This is a genomic window from Lelliottia sp. GFLA7 (assembly GCF_056490165.1).
Map to the genome: position 1 here is coordinate 547,578 of NZ_JBWLAQ010000003.1, position 20,061 is coordinate 567,638.

General features: G+C 51.6%; 17 protein-coding genes. 13 read left to right on the forward strand and 4 right to left on the reverse strand.

The features are described 5' to 3' along the window. Positions 1-119: 119 nt before the first annotated feature. On the forward strand, positions 120-1,565 hold the full coding sequence (degP, locus tag AC07RN_RS12845) for a serine endoprotease DegP (RefSeq protein ID WP_478336529.1): 1,446 nt from the start codon (positions 120-122) through the stop codon (positions 1,563-1,565). A gap of 153 nt (positions 1,566-1,718) precedes the next feature. Next, positions 1,719-2,876, forward strand: a complete 1,158-nt coding sequence (cdaR, locus tag AC07RN_RS12850) for a DNA-binding transcriptional regulator CdaR (RefSeq protein ID WP_012016110.1) — start codon at positions 1,719-1,721, stop codon at positions 2,874-2,876. Positions 2,877-2,958: 82 nt separating this feature from the next. Here cdaR and AC07RN_RS12855 read toward each other — a convergent pair whose 3' ends face one another. The 4 genes from AC07RN_RS12855 to map form a co-directional block, all read right to left on the reverse strand. Further along, positions 2,959-3,348: a DUF3461 family protein gene (locus AC07RN_RS12855; protein WP_012016111.1), complete on the reverse strand. Its 390-nt coding sequence runs from the start codon at positions 3,346-3,348 to the stop codon at positions 2,959-2,961. Between the two features lie 110 nt (positions 3,349-3,458). Further along, a complete protein-coding gene (gene dapD / locus AC07RN_RS12860; protein WP_012016112.1) occupies positions 3,459-4,283 on the reverse strand; it encodes a 2,3,4,5-tetrahydropyridine-2,6-dicarboxylate N-succinyltransferase in 825 nt (274 codons plus the stop codon). A 32-nt stretch (positions 4,284-4,315) separates the two neighbouring features. Continuing rightward, positions 4,316-6,991, reverse strand: coding sequence for a bifunctional uridylyltransferase/uridylyl-removing protein GlnD (gene glnD, locus AC07RN_RS12865; RefSeq protein WP_478336530.1), 2,676 nt, complete (start codon positions 6,989-6,991; stop codon positions 4,316-4,318). Positions 6,992-7,052: 61 nt separating this feature from the next. Beyond that, positions 7,053-7,847: a type I methionyl aminopeptidase gene (gene map / locus AC07RN_RS12870; protein ID WP_478336531.1), complete on the reverse strand. Its 795-nt coding sequence runs from the start codon at positions 7,845-7,847 to the stop codon at positions 7,053-7,055. A 322-nt stretch (positions 7,848-8,169) separates the two neighbouring features. Between map and rpsB the strand changes: the two genes are divergently transcribed. The 11 genes from rpsB to lpxD all read left to right on the forward strand — a co-directional run bounded on the left by rpsB (position 8,170) and on the right by lpxD (position 20,037). Further along, a complete protein-coding gene (gene rpsB / locus AC07RN_RS12875; protein ID WP_012016115.1) occupies positions 8,170-8,895 on the forward strand; it encodes a 30S ribosomal protein S2 in 726 nt (241 codons plus the stop codon). A gap of 120 nt (positions 8,896-9,015) precedes the next feature. Next, positions 9,016-9,867 carry a translation elongation factor Ts gene (tsf, locus tag AC07RN_RS12880; RefSeq protein ID WP_012016116.1) on the forward strand — a complete coding sequence of 284 codons (852 nt, stop codon included), beginning with the start codon at positions 9,016-9,018 and terminating at the stop codon, positions 9,865-9,867. Positions 9,868-10,015: 148 nt separating this feature from the next. Continuing rightward, entirely contained in the window at positions 10,016-10,741 is a 726-nt protein-coding gene (gene pyrH / locus AC07RN_RS12885) for a UMP kinase (RefSeq protein WP_012016117.1), read from the forward strand. 168 nt (positions 10,742-10,909) lie between these two features. Beyond that, positions 10,910-11,467 (forward strand): ribosome recycling factor, encoded by a 558-nt coding sequence (gene frr, locus AC07RN_RS12890; RefSeq protein WP_012016118.1) that lies wholly within the window; start codon positions 10,910-10,912, stop codon positions 11,465-11,467. 97 nt (positions 11,468-11,564) lie between these two features. Further along, on the forward strand, positions 11,565-12,764 hold the full coding sequence (ispC, locus tag AC07RN_RS12895) for a 1-deoxy-D-xylulose-5-phosphate reductoisomerase (RefSeq protein WP_478336532.1): 1,200 nt from the start codon (positions 11,565-11,567) through the stop codon (positions 12,762-12,764). A gap of 185 nt (positions 12,765-12,949) precedes the next feature. Further along, complete coding sequence (gene ispU, locus AC07RN_RS12900) at positions 12,950-13,708, forward strand: (2E,6E)-farnesyl-diphosphate-specific ditrans,polycis-undecaprenyl-diphosphate synthase (RefSeq protein ID WP_279061344.1); 759 nt, start codon at positions 12,950-12,952, stop codon at positions 13,706-13,708. Positions 13,709-13,720: 12 nt separating this feature from the next. Further along, a complete protein-coding gene (gene cdsA, locus AC07RN_RS12905; RefSeq protein WP_012016121.1) occupies positions 13,721-14,578 on the forward strand; it encodes a phosphatidate cytidylyltransferase in 858 nt (285 codons plus the stop codon). 11 nt (positions 14,579-14,589) lie between these two features. After that, positions 14,590-15,942, forward strand: a complete 1,353-nt coding sequence (gene rseP, locus AC07RN_RS12910; protein WP_478336533.1) for a sigma E protease regulator RseP — start codon at positions 14,590-14,592, stop codon at positions 15,940-15,942. A gap of 31 nt (positions 15,943-15,973) precedes the next feature. Next, positions 15,974-18,391: an outer membrane protein assembly factor BamA gene (gene bamA / locus AC07RN_RS12915; protein ID WP_012016123.1), complete on the forward strand. Its 2,418-nt coding sequence runs from the start codon at positions 15,974-15,976 to the stop codon at positions 18,389-18,391. Positions 18,392-18,513: 122 nt separating this feature from the next. Then, positions 18,514-19,008, forward strand: a complete 495-nt coding sequence (gene skp, locus AC07RN_RS12920; RefSeq protein WP_012016124.1) for a molecular chaperone Skp — start codon at positions 18,514-18,516, stop codon at positions 19,006-19,008. Between the two features lie 3 nt (positions 19,009-19,011). Then, positions 19,012-20,037 (forward strand): UDP-3-O-(3-hydroxymyristoyl)glucosamine N-acyltransferase, encoded by a 1,026-nt coding sequence (lpxD, locus tag AC07RN_RS12925; protein ID WP_478336534.1) that lies wholly within the window; start codon positions 19,012-19,014, stop codon positions 20,035-20,037. The last annotated feature ends 24 nt before the right edge of the window (positions 20,038-20,061 follow it).

A 20,061-nucleotide genomic window follows, 5' to 3' on the forward strand; every position in this document is an offset into this window, starting at 1 on the left:
TGTAAAGACGGCCAATAAATTTTTACTTTTTCCAGAAACTTAATCCCGGAACTTAGGCGCTGAAAACGAATCTGATGTACACAGCAATTTTGCGTAATCTATTAATCGAGATTGAGAACATGAAAAAAACAACATTAGCAATGAGTGCACTCGCATTGAGTTTAGGTTTAGCGTTGTCACCTCTGTCTGCAAGCGCAGCCGAGACCGCGTCTTCGGCCACAACCGTGCAGCAGATGCCAAGCCTGGCTCCGATGCTTGAGAAAGTGATGCCATCGGTGGTGAGTATTAACGTTGAGGGAAGCACAACCGTTAATACGCCGCGCATGCCGCGCAACTTCCAGCAGTTCTTTGGCGATAATTCTCCATTCTGCCAGGACGGTTCGCCATTCCAGAGCTCACCGTTCTGTCAGGGCGGTGGTGCGGGCGATGACAGCCCTGGCGGTAACGGTGGCGGTCAGCAGCAAAAATTCATGGCGCTGGGATCGGGCGTGATTATTGACGCGGCGAAAGGCTATGTCGTCACCAATAACCACGTTGTAGATAACGCCAGCACCATCAAAGTACAGTTGAGCGATGGGCGTAAATTTGATGCCAAAGTGGTGGGTAAAGACCCGCGCTCTGACATCGCTCTGATTCAGATTCAGGATCCAAAAAACCTGACGGCCATTAAGCTGGCTGATTCCGATGCCCTGCGCGTCGGCGATTATACCGTAGCCATCGGTAACCCGTTCGGCCTGGGTGAAACGGTGACATCCGGTATCGTTTCTGCGCTGGGTCGTAGCGGCCTGAATGCAGAAAACTATGAAAACTTTATCCAGACGGATGCGGCCATTAACCGCGGTAACTCCGGCGGTGCGCTGGTTAACCTGAACGGTGAGCTGATCGGTATCAACACCGCGATTCTGGCACCGGACGGCGGCAACATCGGTATCGGTTTTGCGATTCCAAGTAACATGGTGAAAAACCTGACCAGCCAGATGGTTGAATTCGGCCAGGTGAAACGCGGTGAGCTGGGTATTCTGGGCACGGAACTGAACTCCGAGCTGGCGAAGGCGATGAAAGTTGACGCGCAGCGCGGGGCATTTGTCAGCCAGGTGATGCCAAATTCCTCTGCCGCGAAAGCCGGTATCAAGGCGGGTGATGTGATCACCACCCTGAACGGTAAGCCAATCAGCAGCTTTGCGGCGCTGCGCGCTGAAGTCGGCTCAATGCCGGTGGGCAGCAAAGTGACGTTGGGTCTGCTGCGCGACGGTAAACCTGTTAGCGTTAACCTTGAACTGCAGCAGAGCAGTCAGACTCAGGTCGATTCCAGCTCTATCTTCAGCGGTATTGAAGGTGCGGATATGAGCAACAAAGGGGCTGATAAAGGGGTGGTGGTGAGTGAAGTTAAAGCCAACAGCCCAGCGGCCCGTATCGGCCTGAAAAAAGGTGATGTGATTATTGGCGCTAACCAGCAGCCAGTGAAAAACATTGCTGAACTGCGTAAAATTCTCGACAGCAAACCTAACGTGCTGGCGCTGAATATCCAGCGTGGTGATACCACTCTGTACCTGTTGATGCAGTAATCTCCTGCGCTCCAGCCTGACATCAGGCTGGAGCTTCTCCTTTTCTGTGACCCTTCCCACAAGTCCATACTTATTCCCCCGACTTTGTGCATTCGCACAATGCAGCAGTCTTTGAACTTCCCTATGCTTGAGCTCTGCTCACGGGAGGATTACATGGCTGGCTGGCATCTTGATACCAAAATGGCGCAGGAAATCGTGGCGCGCACCATGCGCATCATCGATACCAATATCAACGTAATGGATGCCCGTGGGCGAATCATTGGCAGCGGCGATCGTGAGCGTATTGGTGAATTGCACGAAGGCGCGCTGCTGGTGCTTTCCCAGGGACGCGTCGTGGATATTGATGACGCCGTCGCGCGGCATCTGCATGGTGTGCGTCAGGGCATCAACCTGCCGCTGCGTCTGGAAGGGGAAATCGTTGGCGTCATTGGCCTGACGGGCGAACCAGAATCTCTGCGCAAATACGGTGAGCTGGTGTGCATGACCGCCGAGATGATGCTGGAACAATCGCGTCTGATGCATCTTCTTGCGCAGGACAGCCGCCTGCGCGAAGAGCTGGTGATGAACCTGATACAGGCCGAAGAGCATACCCCTGCGCTGACAGAGTGGGCGCAGCGTCTGGGGATTGACCTCAATCAGCCGCGTGTCGTGGCGGTTATCGAAGTCGATAGCGGCCAGCTTGGCGTGGACAGCGCGATGGCGGAATTACAACAGCTGCAAAACGCGCTGGCGACCCCGGAGCGTAACAACCTGGTCGCGATTGTTTCGTTGACTGAAATGGTGGTGCTGAAGCCCGCGCTGAATCAGTTTGGCCGCTGGGATGCTGAAGATCACCGCCGTCGGGTTGAGCAGTTGATTGCGCGAATGAAAGAGAACGGGCAGCTGCGTTTTCGCGTTGCGCTGGGCAACTATTTTACCGGCCCAGGCAGCATCGCCCGTTCATGGCGAACGGCGCGCACTACCATGATGGTCGGCAAGCAGCGCATGCCGGAAAGCAGGGGATATTTTTATCAGGATTTGATGCTGCCGGTGCTGCTCGACAGCTTGCGCGGTGGCTGGCAGGCCAACGAGCTGGCGCGGCCATTAGTGCGCCTGAAGGCAATGGATAATAATGGATTACTGCGGCGGACGTTGCAGGCGTGGTTTCGTCATAACGTTCAGCCGCTGGCGACGTCGAAAGCGTTGTTTATTCACCGGAATACCCTGGAATACCGTCTCAACCGTATTTCGGAATTAACAGGGCTGGATTTGGGTAATTTCGACGACAGGTTATTGTTGTACGTCGCGTTGCAACTGGATGAGCAGAGATGATGTGGCGTGCGGCCTGATGCACTCTCCCACTGGGAGAGTGAGAAAAACTAAAAACGGCAACTCAAGGTTGCCGTTTTTGTTTTTACTTATTGCGGGTCAATTTCTCAAGATCGGCTTCGATTTCGCTGATCTTGTGAGTCACAACGCTTTCAAGGTGACGAAGGTCATCGAGGATCTTACGTTTAAGATCGACTTCGGTGCGGTCGCGCTGGCAGATCTGATCGAGTTCATCGATCACGTAGCGCAGGTTAGGGCTGATTTCCTGAACTTCTTTATACCCCTGGCCGACACCATCAGCGACGACGGTTTTACGTTGACGTGGGTATTTGAACTTCACGCTTTTCGCGAAAAACTCTCCTTTGTCCTTGTGAAAATAGATTTTCAAAATATCGTTGTTTGCTTCCTGGCGGAGGCTATAACGATCAATTTCATCAGGATTGGTAATGCCCAGACTTTTCAGATTATCGTACATAGCGGTACCCTTGATCTCAACATAACCCATGAATAATTAACGAAAAAATCTATTTTCGCCACCTTCAGATGTAAAAAAAGCGGGGTAGCCCCGCTTTTTGTTGTACCTGATTAATCGATGGTGCGCAGCAACTCGTTGATACCGACTTTACTGCGGGTTTTGGCATCGACTTTTTTCACGATAACCGCGCAATACAGGCTGTATTTGCCATCTTTCGACGGCAAGTTACCGGAAACGACAACGGAGCCTGCGGGGACGCGGCCATAATGCACTTCGCCCGTTTCACGATCGTAAATACGGGTGCTCTGACCGATGTAAACGCCCATGGAAATCACGGAGCCTTCTTCAACGATCACGCCCTCAACCACTTCGGAACGTGCGCCGATGAAGCAGTTGTCTTCAATGATGGTTGGGTTTGCCTGCAATGGCTCCAGAACGCCACCGATGCCGACACCGCCGGACAGGTGAACGTTTTTACCAATCTGCGCGCAAGAACCGACGGTCGCCCAGGTATCCACCATTGAGCCTTCGTCAACGTAAGCACCGATGTTCACATAAGAAGGCATCAGCACGGTATTGCGTGCGATAAATGCACCCTGACGAACGGCCGCAGGCGGCACGACGCGGAAACCTTCTTTCACGAAACGCGCTTCGTCATAATCCGCGAATTTCATCGGCACTTTATCGAAGTAGCGGCTTTCCGCACCGTCGATAACCTGGTTATCGTTAATACGGAAAGAGAGCAGCACGGCTTTTTTCAGCCACTGATGCGTGACCCACTGGCCGTCAATTTTTTCTGCTACACGCAGCGCGCCGGAATCAAGCAGAGAAATCACCTGATTAACCGCTTCGCGGGTTACGGTATCCACATTTGCCGGAGTAATATCGGCGCGACGCTCAAAGGCGGACTCAATAACGTTCTGTAACTGCTGCATTGTTTACACTTTCCATTTCACTAAAAAACACGTCACCCTTTATCGTTTGGATTGAGGGCCGCTGTCAACCGTTGTTGCACCTCAAGTTGCAGCTCATTATTAAGCGCACGCCTGTCGGCAGTAGCGATTATAAATAAATCTTCTACTCGCTCGCCAATGGTTGTAATTCTGGCGCCATGCAGGGAAATTCCCAGGTCCGCAAACACCTGGCCAACGCGTGCGAGCAGTCCCGGCTGGTCGAGGGCGATCAGTTCGAGGAACGATTTACGATCGGTATGGGTCGGCAGGAAATTGACCTCGGTATCGACGGTAAAATGGCGCAGTTTTGAGGGTTGGCGACGCGGTTGCGGCGGCTGCCAGCTGTGCTGAGTGATAGCCTGTTCCAGACCGAAGCGGATGGCTTCGTGACGATCGGCAGAAAGTGGGCTTCCGTCTGGCTCCAGCACAATAAAGGTGTCCATCGCCAGACCGTCGCGAGTGGTGAAAATCTGCGCGTCGTGGACGCTGAGATTTCGCCTGTCCAGTTCGGCACACACGGCGGCAAACAGATAGGCTCTGTCAGGACTCCAGATGAAAATTTCGGTCCCGCCGCGTGTGGCCTGCGGACTCAACAGGATCATCGGTTCCGACAGATCGTGGTCGAGAAGATGGCGCGCATGCCAGGCAAGTTGATGTGGGCTGTGACGCACAAAATAGTTCGCCCGACAGCGCGACCAGATCTGATGCAGGGCCTCTTCATCAATGTTGTCCATGCGCAGCAGCGCCAACGCCTGAAGCTGGTGGTGGCGCACGCGCTCGCGCATATCGGGCGTGTTTTGCATCCCACGGCGCAACTGCTTTTCAGTGGCAAAATAGAGTTCGCGCAACAGGCTTTGCTTCCAGCTATTCCACAGCGTTTCGTTGGTGGCGCAGATATCCGCCACTGTGAGACACACCAGAAAACGTAGCCGGTTTTCCGTCTGGACGATTTCGGCAAACTGCTTGATGACTTCTGGATCCTGAATATCCCGCCGCTGCGCGGTCACGGACATCAACAAATGATGACGCACCAGCCAGGCGACCAGCTGGGTTTCCCGCGAATTGAGCCCGTGCAGCTCGGCAAATTTCAGCACATCCTGCGCGCCGAGCACGGAGTGATCGCCGCCACGCCCTTTGGCGATATCGTGGAACAGCGCAGCGATCAGGATCAGCTCCGGATGGCTGAGGCGCGGCCACAGATCCACGCATAATGGATGCATGGAACGCGTCTCTTCGTTCGCGAAACTTTCCAGTTTTAGCATCACGCGGATGGTATGTTCATCGACCGTGTAGGCGTGAAAAAGGTCAAACTGCATTTGGCCGACAATGTGCGACCACTGAGGCATATAGGCCCATAACACGCTGTGTCGGTGCATCGGCAACAGGCCACGTTTGACCGCGCCCGGATGGCGCAGCATGCTCAGAAAGAGCGAGCGGGCTTCCGGTATGTAGCACAGTGGCTGCTTCAGATGGCGACGTGCGTGGCGCAAATGGCGCAGCGTCGTGGAGTAGATCCCGGTGATCGTGCTGTTGCGAACCATGGTGTAAAACATACGTAGGATCGCTTCCGGCTCGCGCATAAAGAGCGTTTCGTCGCGCAGGTCGATCAAGGTGCCACGCAGCTGGAATTCGTCATCAATCGGGCGCGGCTTTTCATCCGGCGTCAGCGCCAGGATCGCTTCATCGAAAAGTTGCAAAAGCATCTGATTGAGTTCACTCACGCGACGGGTGACGCGGAAGAAATCCTTCATCATATGTTCAACCGGTTCGTTGCCTTCGCCGCTGTAGTTCAGGCGTTGGGCGACGCTCAACTGCCTGTCGAACAGTAGACGGTTGTCATAGCGGGTGACTTCAAGATGCAGCGCAAAACGGATTCGCCACAGCAAATGCAGACATTCGTTGAGTTCGTTGCGTTCGGCTTCGGTTAAAAAGCCAAAGCCGACCATCTCATCAAGGGATGTCGCGCCAAAATGGCGACGGGCAACCCACTGAAGCGTGTGGATGTCACGCAAACCACCCGGACTGCTTTTGATATCCGGCTCAAGGTTATAGCTGGTGCCGTGATAGCGCTGGTGGCGCACATTTTGTTCTTCGACCTTGGCGGCAAAGAATTTTTCGGAAGGCCAAAAGCCTTCGCTGAAAATGTGCTTCTGCAGTTCAAGAAACAGCGCGACGTCGCCAATCAGCAAACGTGTTTCAATCAGATTGGTGGCGACGGTAAGATCGGATAGCCCCTCGAGCAGGCACTCTTCCAGCGTGCGAACGCTGTGGCCCACTTCCAGCTTGACGTCCCACAGCAGCGTCAGCAGTTCGCCCACTTTCTGCGCCTGTTCGTCCGACAGCTTTTTACGGCTCAGGACGAGCAGGTCGATATCGGACAACGGGTGTAACTCGCCGCGTCCATATCCCCCGACGGCGACCAGCGCGACGTCGCTGATTTGCCCAAAGCCATAATCAATCCACAACCGTTGCAGCATTTGGTCGATAAACTCGGTGCGCGCTTCGATCAACGCTTCCGCAGAAATGCCTTCGTCAAAGGCTTTACCCAGCCAACGCTGAAAGACCTCAATGTGCGCTTTGATATCCGCACACGTCAGCTCACGCTGCGGCCACACTCCCGGATTGTCCGGCTGATCGGGCAGAGTGGGGAGTGCCGTGTTGGCATACTGTTCGGGTAAAAGGTTATTCATCTACGTCACCCATAAGTAAAAGCTATCGCCATTAAAAAAGCCGGCATTCGCCGGCTTCTTATTATTCGTTGTGCGAGAGTATCGCCGGGATGGTGTCATCCTTTCGCAACGTCATAATTTCGCAGCCGTTGTCTGTGACCACAATAGTATGCTCGTACTGCGCAGACAAGCTTCTGTCTTTGGTTTTTACCGTCCAGCCATCTTTCATGGTGCGGATGCGGTAGTCGCCGGAGTTCACCATCGGTTCGATAGTGAAGGCCATGCCTTTTTGCAGAACCACGCCGCCGTCATCTGCATCGTAATGCAAGACTTGCGGTTCTTCGTGGAAGACGCGACCAATGCCGTGACCGCAGTATTCGCGAACCACGGAAAAACCTTCCGCTTCGACAAATTTCTGAATAGCGGCACCCAGGGTACGCAGACGAATGCCTGGTTTCACCATCTTCAACGCCAGATAGAGGCTTTCTTGCGTCACGCGACACAGGCGCTCGCCCAGAATGGTTGGTTTACCAACGATAAACATTTTTGAGGTGTCGCCGTGATATTCGTCTTTAATGACGGTCACGTCGATGTTGACGATATCACCGTCTTTCAGCAGTTTCTCATCATCGGGGATGCCGTGGCAGACGACTTCATTAATAGAGATACAGACGGATTTCGGGAAGCCGTGATAGCCCAGACAGGCGGAGATTGCGTGTTGCTCATTGACGATATAGTCATTACAGATGCGATCCAGCTCGCCGGTGCTCACGCCCGGTTTAATGAACGACTCGATCATTTCCAGCACTTCGGCGGCCAGACGACCGGCGACGCGCATCTTTTCAATTTCTTCAGGGGTCTTAATAGAGATAGCCATGTAATCTGTCCATCAGTGTCGATTATTTCGACGATACTAGTCTAAGTGTTGTCAATGGTATCAGTCCCTCGCACTCGCTGCCAAATTGAGAATCAGTAACAGCACATCAGGCCAACAATAATTGGTTTCTGCTGGTGTTTTGTGGTATAAAGCGCGCCGGACTTCCGATCCATTTCGTATACACAAGATGGACCAGAAGCGACAAATCTCACTTTGTGTAATTACACACACGTATCGGCACATATTCCGGGGTGCCCCTAGGGGTCGGTAATATGGGATACGTGGAGGCATAACCCCAACATTTAATATAGAGGTTTTTACCATGGCAACTGTTTCCATGCGCGACATGCTCAAGGCTGGTGTTCACTTTGGTCACCAGACCCGTTACTGGAACCCGAAAATGAAGCCTTTCATCTTCGGCGCGCGTAACAAAGTTCACATCATCAACCTTGAGAAAACTGTACCAATGTTCAACGAAGCCCTGGCTGAGCTGAGCAAGATCTCTTCCCGTAAAGGTAAGATTCTGTTTGTTGGTACTAAACGCGCTGCAAGCGAAGCTGTGAAAGATGCTGCTAACAACTGCGACCAGTTCTTCGTGAACCATCGCTGGTTGGGCGGTATGCTGACTAACTGGAAAACTGTTCGTCAGTCCATCAAGCGCCTGAAAGATCTGGAAATCCAGTCTCAGGACGGTACTTTCGATAAGCTGACCAAAAAAGAAGCCCTGATGCGCACTCGTGAACTGGCCAAGCTGGAAAACAGCCTGGGCGGTATCAAAGACATGGGTGGTCTGCCAGACGCTCTGTTCGTTATCGATGCAGACCACGAGCACATCGCAATCAAAGAAGCTAACAACCTGGGTATCCCGGTATTTGCTATCGTTGATACCAACTCCGATCCGGACGGTGTTGACTTCGTTATCCCGGGTAACGACGATGCAATCCGTGCTGTTACTCTGTACCTGGGTGCTGTAGCGGCTACCGTACGTGAAGGCCGTTCTCAGGATCTGGCTTCTCAAGCGGAAGAAAGCTTCGTAGAAGCTGAATAATAAGGTTCTACCCCTTATTAGTACCGTGTATGGATAGGGGCCTCTTAATGGCCCCTTTTTCACTTTTAAACCTGTTTGGTTCAATGAGCCGAGCAGGTCATCTCTCCCGAGGATTTAAGAATGGCTGAAATTACCGCATCCCTGGTAAAAGAGCTGCGCGAACGTACTGGCGCAGGCATGATGGATTGCAAAAAAGCACTGGTTGAAGCTAACGGCGACATCGAGCTGGCAATCGAAAACATGCGTAAATCCGGCGCGATCAAAGCGGCGAAAAAAGCAGGCAACGTTGCTGCTGACGGCGTAATCCTGACCAAAATCGACGGCACCTACGGCATCATTCTGGAAGTTAACTGCCAGACTGACTTCGTAGCAAAAGACGGTGGTTTCCAGGCATTTGCTAACAAAGTTCTTGACGCTGCTATCGCTGGCAAAATCACTGACGTTGACGTTCTGAAAGCACAGTTCGAAGAAGAACGTGTTGCGCTGGTTGCTAAAATCGGTGAGAACATCAACATCCGTCGTGTTGCTTCCATCGAAGGCGACGTACTGGGTTCTTACCAGCACGGTGCACGTATCGGTGTTCTGGTTGCTGCTAAAGGCGCTGACGAAGAACTGGTTAAACAGCTGGCTATGCACATCGCTGCAAGCAAACCAGAATTCGTTAAGCCAGAAGACGTGTCTGCTGAAGTTGTAGAAAAAGAGTACCAGGTTCAGCTCGACATCGCTATGCAGTCTGGCAAGCCGAAAGAAATCGCAGAGAAAATGGTTGAAGGCCGCATGAAGAAATTCACCGGCGAAGTTTCTCTGACGGGTCAGCCATTCGTTATGGATCCAACCAAGTCTGTTGCTCAGCTGCTGAAAGAGCACAATGCTGACGTGACTGGTTTCATCCGCTTCGAAGTGGGCGAAGGCATCGAGAAAGTTGAAACTGACTTCGCAGCAGAAGTTGCTGCAATGTCCAAGCAGTCTTAAGGATTGCGAAGGAGCCGCCTGAGGGCGGCTTCTTTTTGCCCGTCATGTAAAAATCAGACAGAAACCCGTAGTTTCTGCACTGATAAGCGACGTACTATGTCGCCAGAATTAACCCCATCTCAATCGTTGACAGTCTCAGGAAAGAAACATGGCTACCAATGCAAAACCCGTGTACAAACGCATTCTGCTTAAGCTTAGTGGCGAAGCGCTGCAGGGAACAGAAGGCTTCGGTATCGACGCAAGCATTCTTGACCGCATGGCACAGGAAATCAAAGAACTGGTTGAACTGGGTATCCAGGTTGGCGTGGTAATTGGCGGTGGTAACCTTTTCCGTGGCGCTGGTCTGGCGAAAGCGGGTATGAACCGTGTTGTGGGTGACCACATGGGTATGCTGGCTACCGTGATGAATGGTCTAGCAATGCGTGATGCACTTCATCGCGCCTATGTGAACGCTCGCCTGATGTCCGCTATTCCGCTGAATGGCGTGTGCGATAACTACAGCTGGGCAGAAGCTATCAGTCTGCTGCGTAATAACCGCGTGGTGATTCTTTCCGCGGGTACCGGTAATCCTTTCTTTACGACCGATTCTGCAGCGTGTCTGCGTGGTATTGAAATCGAAGCCGACGTGGTGTTGAAAGCGACCAAAGTGGATGGCGTGTTTACCGCCGATCCAGCAAAAGATCCTTCCGCAACGATGTACGAACAGCTGAGCTACAACGAAGTACTGGATCAAGAGCTGAAAGTCATGGATCTTGCTGCCTTTACGCTGGCTCGCGACCACAAATTACCGATTCGTGTTTTCAACATGAATAAGCCCGGAGCACTGCGTCGCGTAGTGATGGGCGAAAAAGAAGGCACTTTGATCACGGAATAATTTCCGTTGACGATAAATACAGGTAAGATTCCGCTTTACTTTGTAGTGATTTCTTACCTCGACGCGCCTCAGGCGTTGTCATGATTTAAACGCGACTATACTTAGCACACCTAAAGTGGCTGTGTTGGCGGATAGTCTGCCTGAAACAAGTTTTCAAGGATTCGTAACGTGATTAGCGATATCAGAAAAGATGCTGAAGTGCGCATGGAAAAATGCGTAGAAGCCTTCAAAAACCAAATTAGCAAAGTGCGCACTGGCCGTGCTTCTCCAAGCCTGCTGGATGGCATTATCGTAGAATATTACGGTACGCCAACACCTCTGCGTCAGCTGGCGAGCGTCACGGTAGAAGATACCCGTACGCTGAAAATCAACGTCTTTGACCGTTCTTTGGGCCCGGCTGTTGAAAAAGCGATTATGGCTTCTGATTTGGGTCTGAACCCAAGTTCAGCAGGTACCGACATTCGCGTTCCGCTTCCAGCGCTGACAGAAGAACGTCGTAAAGAGCTGATCAAAGTAGTTCGTGGTGAAGCAGAAGGCGCGCGTGTTGCGGTACGTAACGTCCGTCGTGATGCGAACGACAAAGTGAAAGCACTGCTGAAAGATAAAGAAATCAGCGAAGATGACGATCGCCGTTCTCAGGACGACGTGCAGAAACTGACAGACGCAGCCATCAAAAAACTTGATGCGGCGCTGGCAGATAAAGAAGCGGAACTGATGCAGTTCTGATTTCTGACGTAATCTGATAAACGCCGTTCAGAAAGTCCTTGTGACTTTGCTGGCGGCGTTTTGCTTTTATATGGTTTAACTATCTCCCGGGCATCTCATGAAGCATTTAACTCTCCTCGGCTCGACCGGCTCTATTGGTTGCAGCACTCTCGACGTTGTTCGCCACAATCCTGAAGACTACACGGTGACCGCCCTTGTGGCCGGGAAAAACGTGCAGCGCATGGTTGAACAATGTCTTGAGTTCTCTCCCCGTTATGCGGTGATGGATGACGAGGAAAGTGCTCGCCAGGTTAAAGCGTTGCTGGCGGATCGGGGAAGTTGTACAGAAGTCATGAGTGGGCGACAAGCCGCGTGTGATATGGCTGCGCTGGATGACGTCGATCAGGTGATGGCGGCCATTGTGGGCGCAGCAGGGCTTTTGCCCACGCTCGCGGCAATTGACGCCGGGAAAACCGTTTTACTGGCAAATAAAGAGGCACTCGTGACATGCGGACGCCTTTTTATGGACGCAGTAAAACAGCGAGGCGCGAGACTCTTACCGGTAGATAGCGAACATAACGCGATTTTTCAGAGTTTACCGCAACCTTTTCAGGAAAACCTAGGGTACGCTGATCTTGAGCAAAATGGCGTTGTGTCCGTTTTGCTCACCGGGTCTGGTGGCCCGTTCCGTGAAACGCCATTGTCTGAACTGGTCTCAATGACGCCCGATCAGGCATGCCGTCATCCGAACTGGTCGATGGGGCGAAAAATCTCTGTCGACTCAGCCACCATGATGAATAAAGGTCTGGAATACATTGAAGCCCGCTGGTTATTTAACGCGTCTGCAAAACAGATGGAAGTGTTGATTCACCCGCAGTCGGTGATTCACTCCATGGTGCGCTATCAAGATGGCAGCGTAATTGCGCAGTTGGGTGAACCGGATATGCGTACGCCAATCGCGCATTCGATGGCGTGGCCTAACCGGGTAATGTCGGGAGCTAAACCACTCGATTTTTGCGCGCTGAATGCACTCACTTTCAGCGAACCTGACTACGATCGTTACCCTTGTCTGAAGCTGGCGATGAACGCTTTTGATCAGGGACAAGCGGCAACGACAGCACTGAATGCAGCTAACGAAATAACGGTTGAGGCATTTCTGAAACAGCAGATCCGCTTTACGGATATTGCGGCGCTCAATCTGTCGGTTCTCGAAGAGATGGATTTACGGGAACCGCAGAGCGTTGAAGAAGTGCTAGCTGTCGATTCACAAGCTCGCATGGCGGCGCGTAAAGCGGTGACGTATCTCGCAAGCCGGTGATAATCCACCGACTCGTGCTTGTGTTGTTTGTTAGCGTTAGGCTTCAGTGATATAGTCTGCGCCACCTGATCGCAGGTATTTGGCTTTAAGTGGTCAGGTAAGCCGTGGTTTGACACGGCTTTTTTATGTAATGGCTTCAGTATTCCTGAGTACCGTTAAATCCTATCAGGGACTAAAAACGCGTTATGTTGTCTGCGAATCAACCAATAAGCGAAAACTTGCCAGCTCATGGCTGTCGCCATGTAGCAATCATTATGGATGGCAATGGCCGCTGGGCGAAAAGACAAGGGAAGATACGAGCCTTTGGGCATAAAGCTGGGGCGAAATCTGTACGTCGCGCCGTTTCATTTGCCGCCAATAACGGCATTGATGCGTTAACGCTCTATGCTTTTAGCAGTGAAAACTGGAATCGACCTCCGCAGGAAGTGACTGCGTTGATGGAGCTGTTTGTGTGGGCGCTCGACAGCGAAGTAAAAAGCCTGCACCGCCACAACGTTCGCTTGCGCATTATTGGCGATACCAGTCGTTTTAACTCACGTTTGCAGGAACGTATTCGCAAAGCGGAAGCGGTGACCGAAAATAATACAGGTCTGACGCTCAATATCGCTGCGAACTACGGCGGACGCTGGGATATTATCCAGGGGGTTCGGCATCTGGCCGAGCAAGTTCAGGAAGGGCTGTTAAGACCCGACCAGATTGATGAAGAGGCGCTGGGTCAGCAAATCTGCATGAATGAACTCGCACCCGTGGATTTGGTAATTAGGACAGGGGGAGAACACCGCATCAGTAACTTTTTGCTTTGGCAAATTGCCTACGCCGAACTTTACTTTACGGATGTGCTCTGGCCCGATTTTGATGAACAAGACTTTGAAGGTGCGCTGTATGCCTTTGCCAATCGTGAGCGTCGCTTCGGCGGTACTGAGCCAGGCACCGAAAAAGTCTGATGGGGGTAGCTTTTGCTGAAGTATCGCCTGATTTCCGCTTTTGTATTAATACCCATCGTCATTGCGGCGCTGTTTTTACTGCCCCCGATGGGATTTGCTATTGTCACGCTGGTGGTGTGTATGCTTGCCGCGTGGGAATGGGGACAGCTTAGCGGCTTTACCTCGCGCACTCAGCGAGTATGGCTGGCGGTGCTCTGTGGTCTGTTATTGGCCCTGATGCTGTTTATGTTGCCCGAGTATCATCACGATATTCATCAGCCGTTGGTGGCAGGTTGGCTATGGGCCTCACTGGGTTGGTGGATTGCCGCGTTGCTGCTGGTACTTTTCTATCCTGAGTCTGCGGCTATCTGGCGCAACTCTAAAACGCTGCGTCTGATTTTTGGCCTGCTCACTATTATTCCATTTTTCTGGGGTATGCTCGTGTTGCGCGCCTGGCATTATGACGAAAACCACTACAGCGGCGCGTTGTGGCTACTTTATGTGATGATTCTCGTCTGGGGTGCTGACTCAGGTGCCTATATGTTTGGTAAACTGTTTGGCAAACATAAACTGGCGCCAAAAGTTTCGCCTGGTAAGACCTGGCAGGGGTTCATCGGTGGTCTGTTCACAGCAGCGATTATCTCCTGGGGATATGGCGTCTGGGCGAATCTGGACGTCGCGCCGACAACACTGCTGATTTGCTCTATCTTTGCTGCGTTGGCATCCGTATTAGGTGATTTGACCGAAAGTATGTTCAAGCGTGAAGCAGGGATTAAAGACAGTGGTCACCTCATTCCAGGACATGGTGGAATATTGGACCGTATTGATAGCCTGACGGCTGCGGTTCCTGTGTTTGCATGCCTGTTGTTTCTGGTATTCGGGACGATTTAACGGAAGGTTTTATGCTGAGCATACTCTGGAATCTGGCGGCGTTCATAGTTGCACTGGGTGTACTTATTACCGTGCATGAATTTGGCCACTTCTGGGTTGCCCGGCGCTGCGGAGTGCGGGTCGAGCGTTTTTCTATTGGCTTTGGCAAATCGCTGTGGCGTCGTACCGATCGCCATGGCACTGAGTTTGTCATCGCGCTGATCCCTCTTGGCGGCTACGTCAAAATGCTGGATGAACGCGTAGAATCTGTCGCGCCCGAAATGCGACACTACGCGTTCAACAACAAAACTGTGAGCCAACGCGCCGCTATCATCGCTGCCGGCCCGGTAGCCAACTTCATCTTTGCTGTCTTCGCTTATTGGCTGGTGTTTATCATCGGTGTCCCTGGTGTTCGTCCGGTTGTTGGTGAAATTACCGCCAACTCCATCGCAGCAACAGCGCAAATTACGCCAGGCATGGAACTTAAAGCGATCGATGGCATCGAAACCCCTGATTGGGATGCCGTAAGGCTGCAATTGGTCTCTAAGATTGGCGATGAAAAAGCATCAGTTAGCGTTTCGCCGGTGGGTGAGAGTCAGCGTCAGGAAAAAATTCTAGATTTGCGTCAGTGGGCTTTTGAGCCAGACAAAGAAGATCCCGTTGCCGCGTTGGGGATTCGCCCACGTGGTGCGCAGATTGAGCCAGTGTTAGCTGAAGTGCAAAATGATTCAGCGGCACGAAAAGCAGGTTTGCAAGCGGGCGACAGGATCGTTAAAGTCGATGGTCAGCCTTTAACGCAATGGATAACCTTTGTTAATCTGGTGCGCGATAATCCCGGCACACCGTTAGCGCTGGAAGTTGAAAGGCAGGGGAGTCCGCTCTCTTTGACGCTGATTCCTGATACCAAACCGGGCGGTGGCAAGGCTGAGGGGTTTGCTGGCGTCGTGCCAAAAGTGATCCCACTGCCAGATGAGTACAAGACAATACGCCAGTATGGGCCGTTTAGCGCAATCGTTGAAGCCACGGATAAAACATGGCAATTGATGAAGCTTACGGTCACTATGTTGGGGAAATTGATAACTGGTGACGTAAAACTGAACAACCTCAGTGGGCCGATTTCTATCGCCCAAGGGGCTGGGATGTCAGCGGAATTCGGGGTGATCTACTATCTCATGTTTCTCGCGCTCATAAGCGTGAATCTCGGGATAATCAACCTGTTCCCGCTTCCTGTTTTAGATGGGGGGCATCTGCTGTTTTTAGCGATTGAAAAGCTAAAAGGCGGACCAGTATCCGAGCGAGTTCAAGACTTTAGTTATCGCATTGGCTCGATATTGCTAGTGTTGTTAATGGGGCTTGCACTTTTCAATGATTTCTCTCGGTTGTAAGAGAGAGTGTTAGGAAGAACGCATAATAACGATGGCGATGAAAAAGTTGCTCATAGCGTCGCTGCTGTTTAGCAGCGCGACCGTATACGGTGCTGAAGGTTTCGTAGTGAAGGATATTCATTTCGAAGGTCTTCAGCGTGTCGCCGTTGGTGCGGCCCTCCTCAGCATGCCAGTTCGCCAGGGCGACACGGTTAATGATGAAGATATCAGTAATACCATTCGCGCATTGTTTGCCACTGGCAACTTTGAGGATGTCCGCGTCCTTCGCGATGGTGATACGCTGCTGGTACAGGTGAAGGAACGCCCAACGATTGCCAGTATCACTTTCTCCGGTAATAAGTCGGTTAAAGACGATATGCTCAAGCAAAACCTTGAAGCATCGGGTGTTCGTGTCGGTGAATCTCTTGACCGCACAACCCTGTCTGATATCGAAAAAGGACTGGAAGATTTCTACTATAGCGTCGGTAAATACAGCGCGAGCGTAAAAGCCGTTGTCACACCGCTGCCGCGTAACCGTGTCGATCTGAAGCTCGTCTTCCAGGAAGGCGTTTCCGCAAAAATTCAGCAGATCAATATCGTGGGTAACCACGCGTTCACTACGGACGAATTGATCTCTACATTCCAGCTCCGCGACGAAGTGCCGTGGTGGAACGTGGTTGGCGATCGTAAATATCAGAAACAAAAGCTTGCAGGCGACCTTGAAACCCTGCGTAGCTACTATCTGGATCGCGGTTACGCCCGTTTCAATATCGATTCCACTCAGGTCAGTCTGACTCCGGACAAGAAAGGTATCTACATTACGGTAAACATCACTGAAGGCGATCAATACAAGCTTTCAGGTGTTGAAGTGAGTGGAAACCTGGCGGGTCATTCTGCTGAAATCGAGAGTCTGACTAAACTTCAGCCGGGTGAGCTGTATAGCGGTGCAAAAGTAACCAAAATGGAAGACGGCATTAAAAAGCTGCTCGGCCGTTATGGATATGCTTATCCGCGCGTACAGACTCAGCCTGAAATCAACGATACCGACAAGACTGTTAAACTCCGCGTCAACGTCGATGCCGGTAACCGTTTCTACGTGCGTAAAATCCGCTTTGAAGGTAACGATACCTCCAAAGATTCCGTACTGCGCCGCGAAATGCGCCAGATGGAAGGCGCGTGGTTGGGTAGCGACCTGGTCGATCAGGGTAAAGAACGTCTGAACCGTTTGGGATATTTCGAAACGGTTGATACGGATACCCAGCGTGTTGCGGGCAGTCCTGATCAGGTAGACGTTGTCTACAAAGTCAAAGAACGTAACACCGGTAGCTTCAACTTCGGTGTCGGTTACGGTACTGAGAGTGGTGTTAGCTTCCAGGTTGGCGTTCAGCAGGATAACTGGTTAGGTACTGGCTATTCCGTTGGTATCAACGGCACCAAAAACGATTACCAGACGTATTCCGAATTCTCGGTCACTAACCCATACTTTACTGTTGATGGTGTGAGTCTCGGCGGTCGTATTTTCTATAACGACTTTAAAGCTGACGATGCGGACCTGTCTTCCTATACCAACAAAAGCTATGGTTTAGACGGAACGCTTGGCTTCCCGATTAATGAATACAACACCCTGCGTGCTGGCTTAGGTTACGTGCATAACGACCTGTCCAATATGCAACCGCAGGTGGCGATGTGGCGTTATCTGGACTCAATCGGTCAAGCAGCCAGCAAATCCAGCGATAACAATGGTTTTGCTGCAGATGACTTCACCTTTAACTACGGCTGGACGTATAACCGTCTCGACCGTGGTTTCTTCCCGACCGAAGGTTCTCGTGTCAATTTAAACGGTAAAGTAACCGTCCCAGGCTCCGATAACGAGTTCTATAAATTGACGCTTGATACCGCATCCTATTTCCCGATCGATGACGATCATAAATGGGTGGTTCTGGGTCGTACGCGTTGGGGTTATGGTGACGGGTTAGGTGGTAAAGAGTTGCCATTCTACGAAAACTTCTATGCCGGTGGTTCCAGCACGGTGCGCGGCTTCCAGTCCAATAACATTGGTCCGAAAGCGGTGTATTACGGCGGTAACGACAAAGATAACTGTAATAAGACATCTTCCAGCGAAGTATGTAGTTCTGATGACGCAGTAGGCGGTAACGCCATGGGTGTCGCCAGCCTGGAAATCATCACACCTACGCCGTTTATCAGCGACAAGTATGCGAACTCAGTGCGTACTTCGTTCTTCTGGGATGCGGGTACGGTATGGGATACCAACTGGGAAAACACTGCGCAGATGAAAGCGGCTGGTGTGCCGGACTATAGCGATCCGAGCAACATTCGCATGTCTGCAGGTATCGCATTACAATGGATGTCACCGTTGGGGCCGTTGGTCTTCTCTTACGCCCAACCGTTTAAGAAATACGATGGAGACAAAGCGGAGCAATTCCAGTTTAACATTGGTAAAACTTGGTAATAATCCGTTGCGATGGAATGCGTTTGCAGTGTAGCGCTGACAACCGGCGATCGCATAGACGATCGCCTTGCCACGCAAAGAACGGTACCTTCGGGTGCTAATGGGATGGTAAGGAGTTTATTGTGAAAAAGTGGTTATTAGCGGCAGGTCTTGGTTTGGCGATGGTGACTTCTGCTCAGGCAGCGGACAAAATTGCAATCGTCAACATGGGCAACCTGTTCCAGCAAGTTGCACAGAAAACCGGTGTTTCTGCAACGCTGGAAAATGAATTCAAAGGCCGTGCTAGCGAACTGCAAGGTATGGAAAGCGATCTTCAGTCCAAAATGCAGCGTCTGCAGCGTGATGGTTCTACCATGAAAGCAAGCGATCGCAGCAAGCTGGAAAAAGACGTGATGGCACAGCGCCAGACCTTCTCCCAGAAAGCGCAGGCTTTCGAGCAGGATCGTCAGCGTCGCTCTAACGAAGAACGTGGCAAACTGGTCACTCGTATCCAGTCTGCGGTGAAATCCGTGGCAGCCGATCAGAGTATCGATCTGGTTGTTGACGCGAATGCCGTTGCTTTCAATAGCAAAGATGTTAAAGACATCACTGCAGATGTACTGAAACAGGTTAAATAAGTAATGCCTTCTATTCGACTGGCTGATCTAGCTCAGCAGTTGGATGCAGAATTACACGGTGATGGCGATATCGTCATCACCGCTGTTGCGTCCATGCAATCTGCTAAAACAGGCAACATTACGTTCATCGTAAGTCCTAAGTACCGTGAACACCTGGCACAATGCCAGGCGTCTGCTGTGGTTTTAACACAGGACGACCTTCCTTTTGCCACAGGTGCAGCGCTGGTAGTGAAAAATCCCTACCTGACTTACGCGCGCATGGCTCAGATTTTAGATACCACGCCGCAGCCGGCACAGAACATTGCACCAAGTGCAGTGATCGATTCAACGGCGAAGCTGGGTAGCAACGTATCAATTGGTGCGAACGCCGTTATCGAGTCCGATGTTGTTTTGGATGATAACGTGGTGATCGGTGCGGGTTGCTTCGTTGGCAAACACACTAAAATTGGTGCAGGCACTCGCTTATGGGCCAATGTCACCGTTTATCATGAAATTGAGATCGGTGAACACTGCCTGATCCAGTCCAGTACCGTGATCGGTTCGGATGGTTTTGGCTATGCCAACGATCGTGGTAATTGGATCAAGATCCCTCAGCTGGGTCGCGTGATTATCGGCGATCGTGTTGAGATCGGTGCATGCACGACGATCGACCGCGGCGCGCTCGACGACACTCTTATTGGTAATGGTGTTATCATCGATAACCAATGTCAGATTGCGCATAACGTCGTGATTGGCGACAATACCGCAGTTGCGGGCGGCGTCATCATGGCAGGCAGCCTGAAAATTGGCCGCTACTGCATGATCGGCGGAGCCAGCGTGATCAATGGGCATATGGAAATATGCGACAAAGTCACGGTGACGGGCATGGGTATGGTGATGCGTCCTATCACTGAACCTGGTGTTTACTCCTCCGGCATTCCGTTGCAACCGAATAAGATGTGGCGTAAAACCGCAGCTCTGGTGATGAATATTGATGATATGAGTAAGCGCCTCAAGTCTATTGAGCGCAAAATCAATCAACAAGACTAAGCGTTCATCCTTTAACGCTAAATT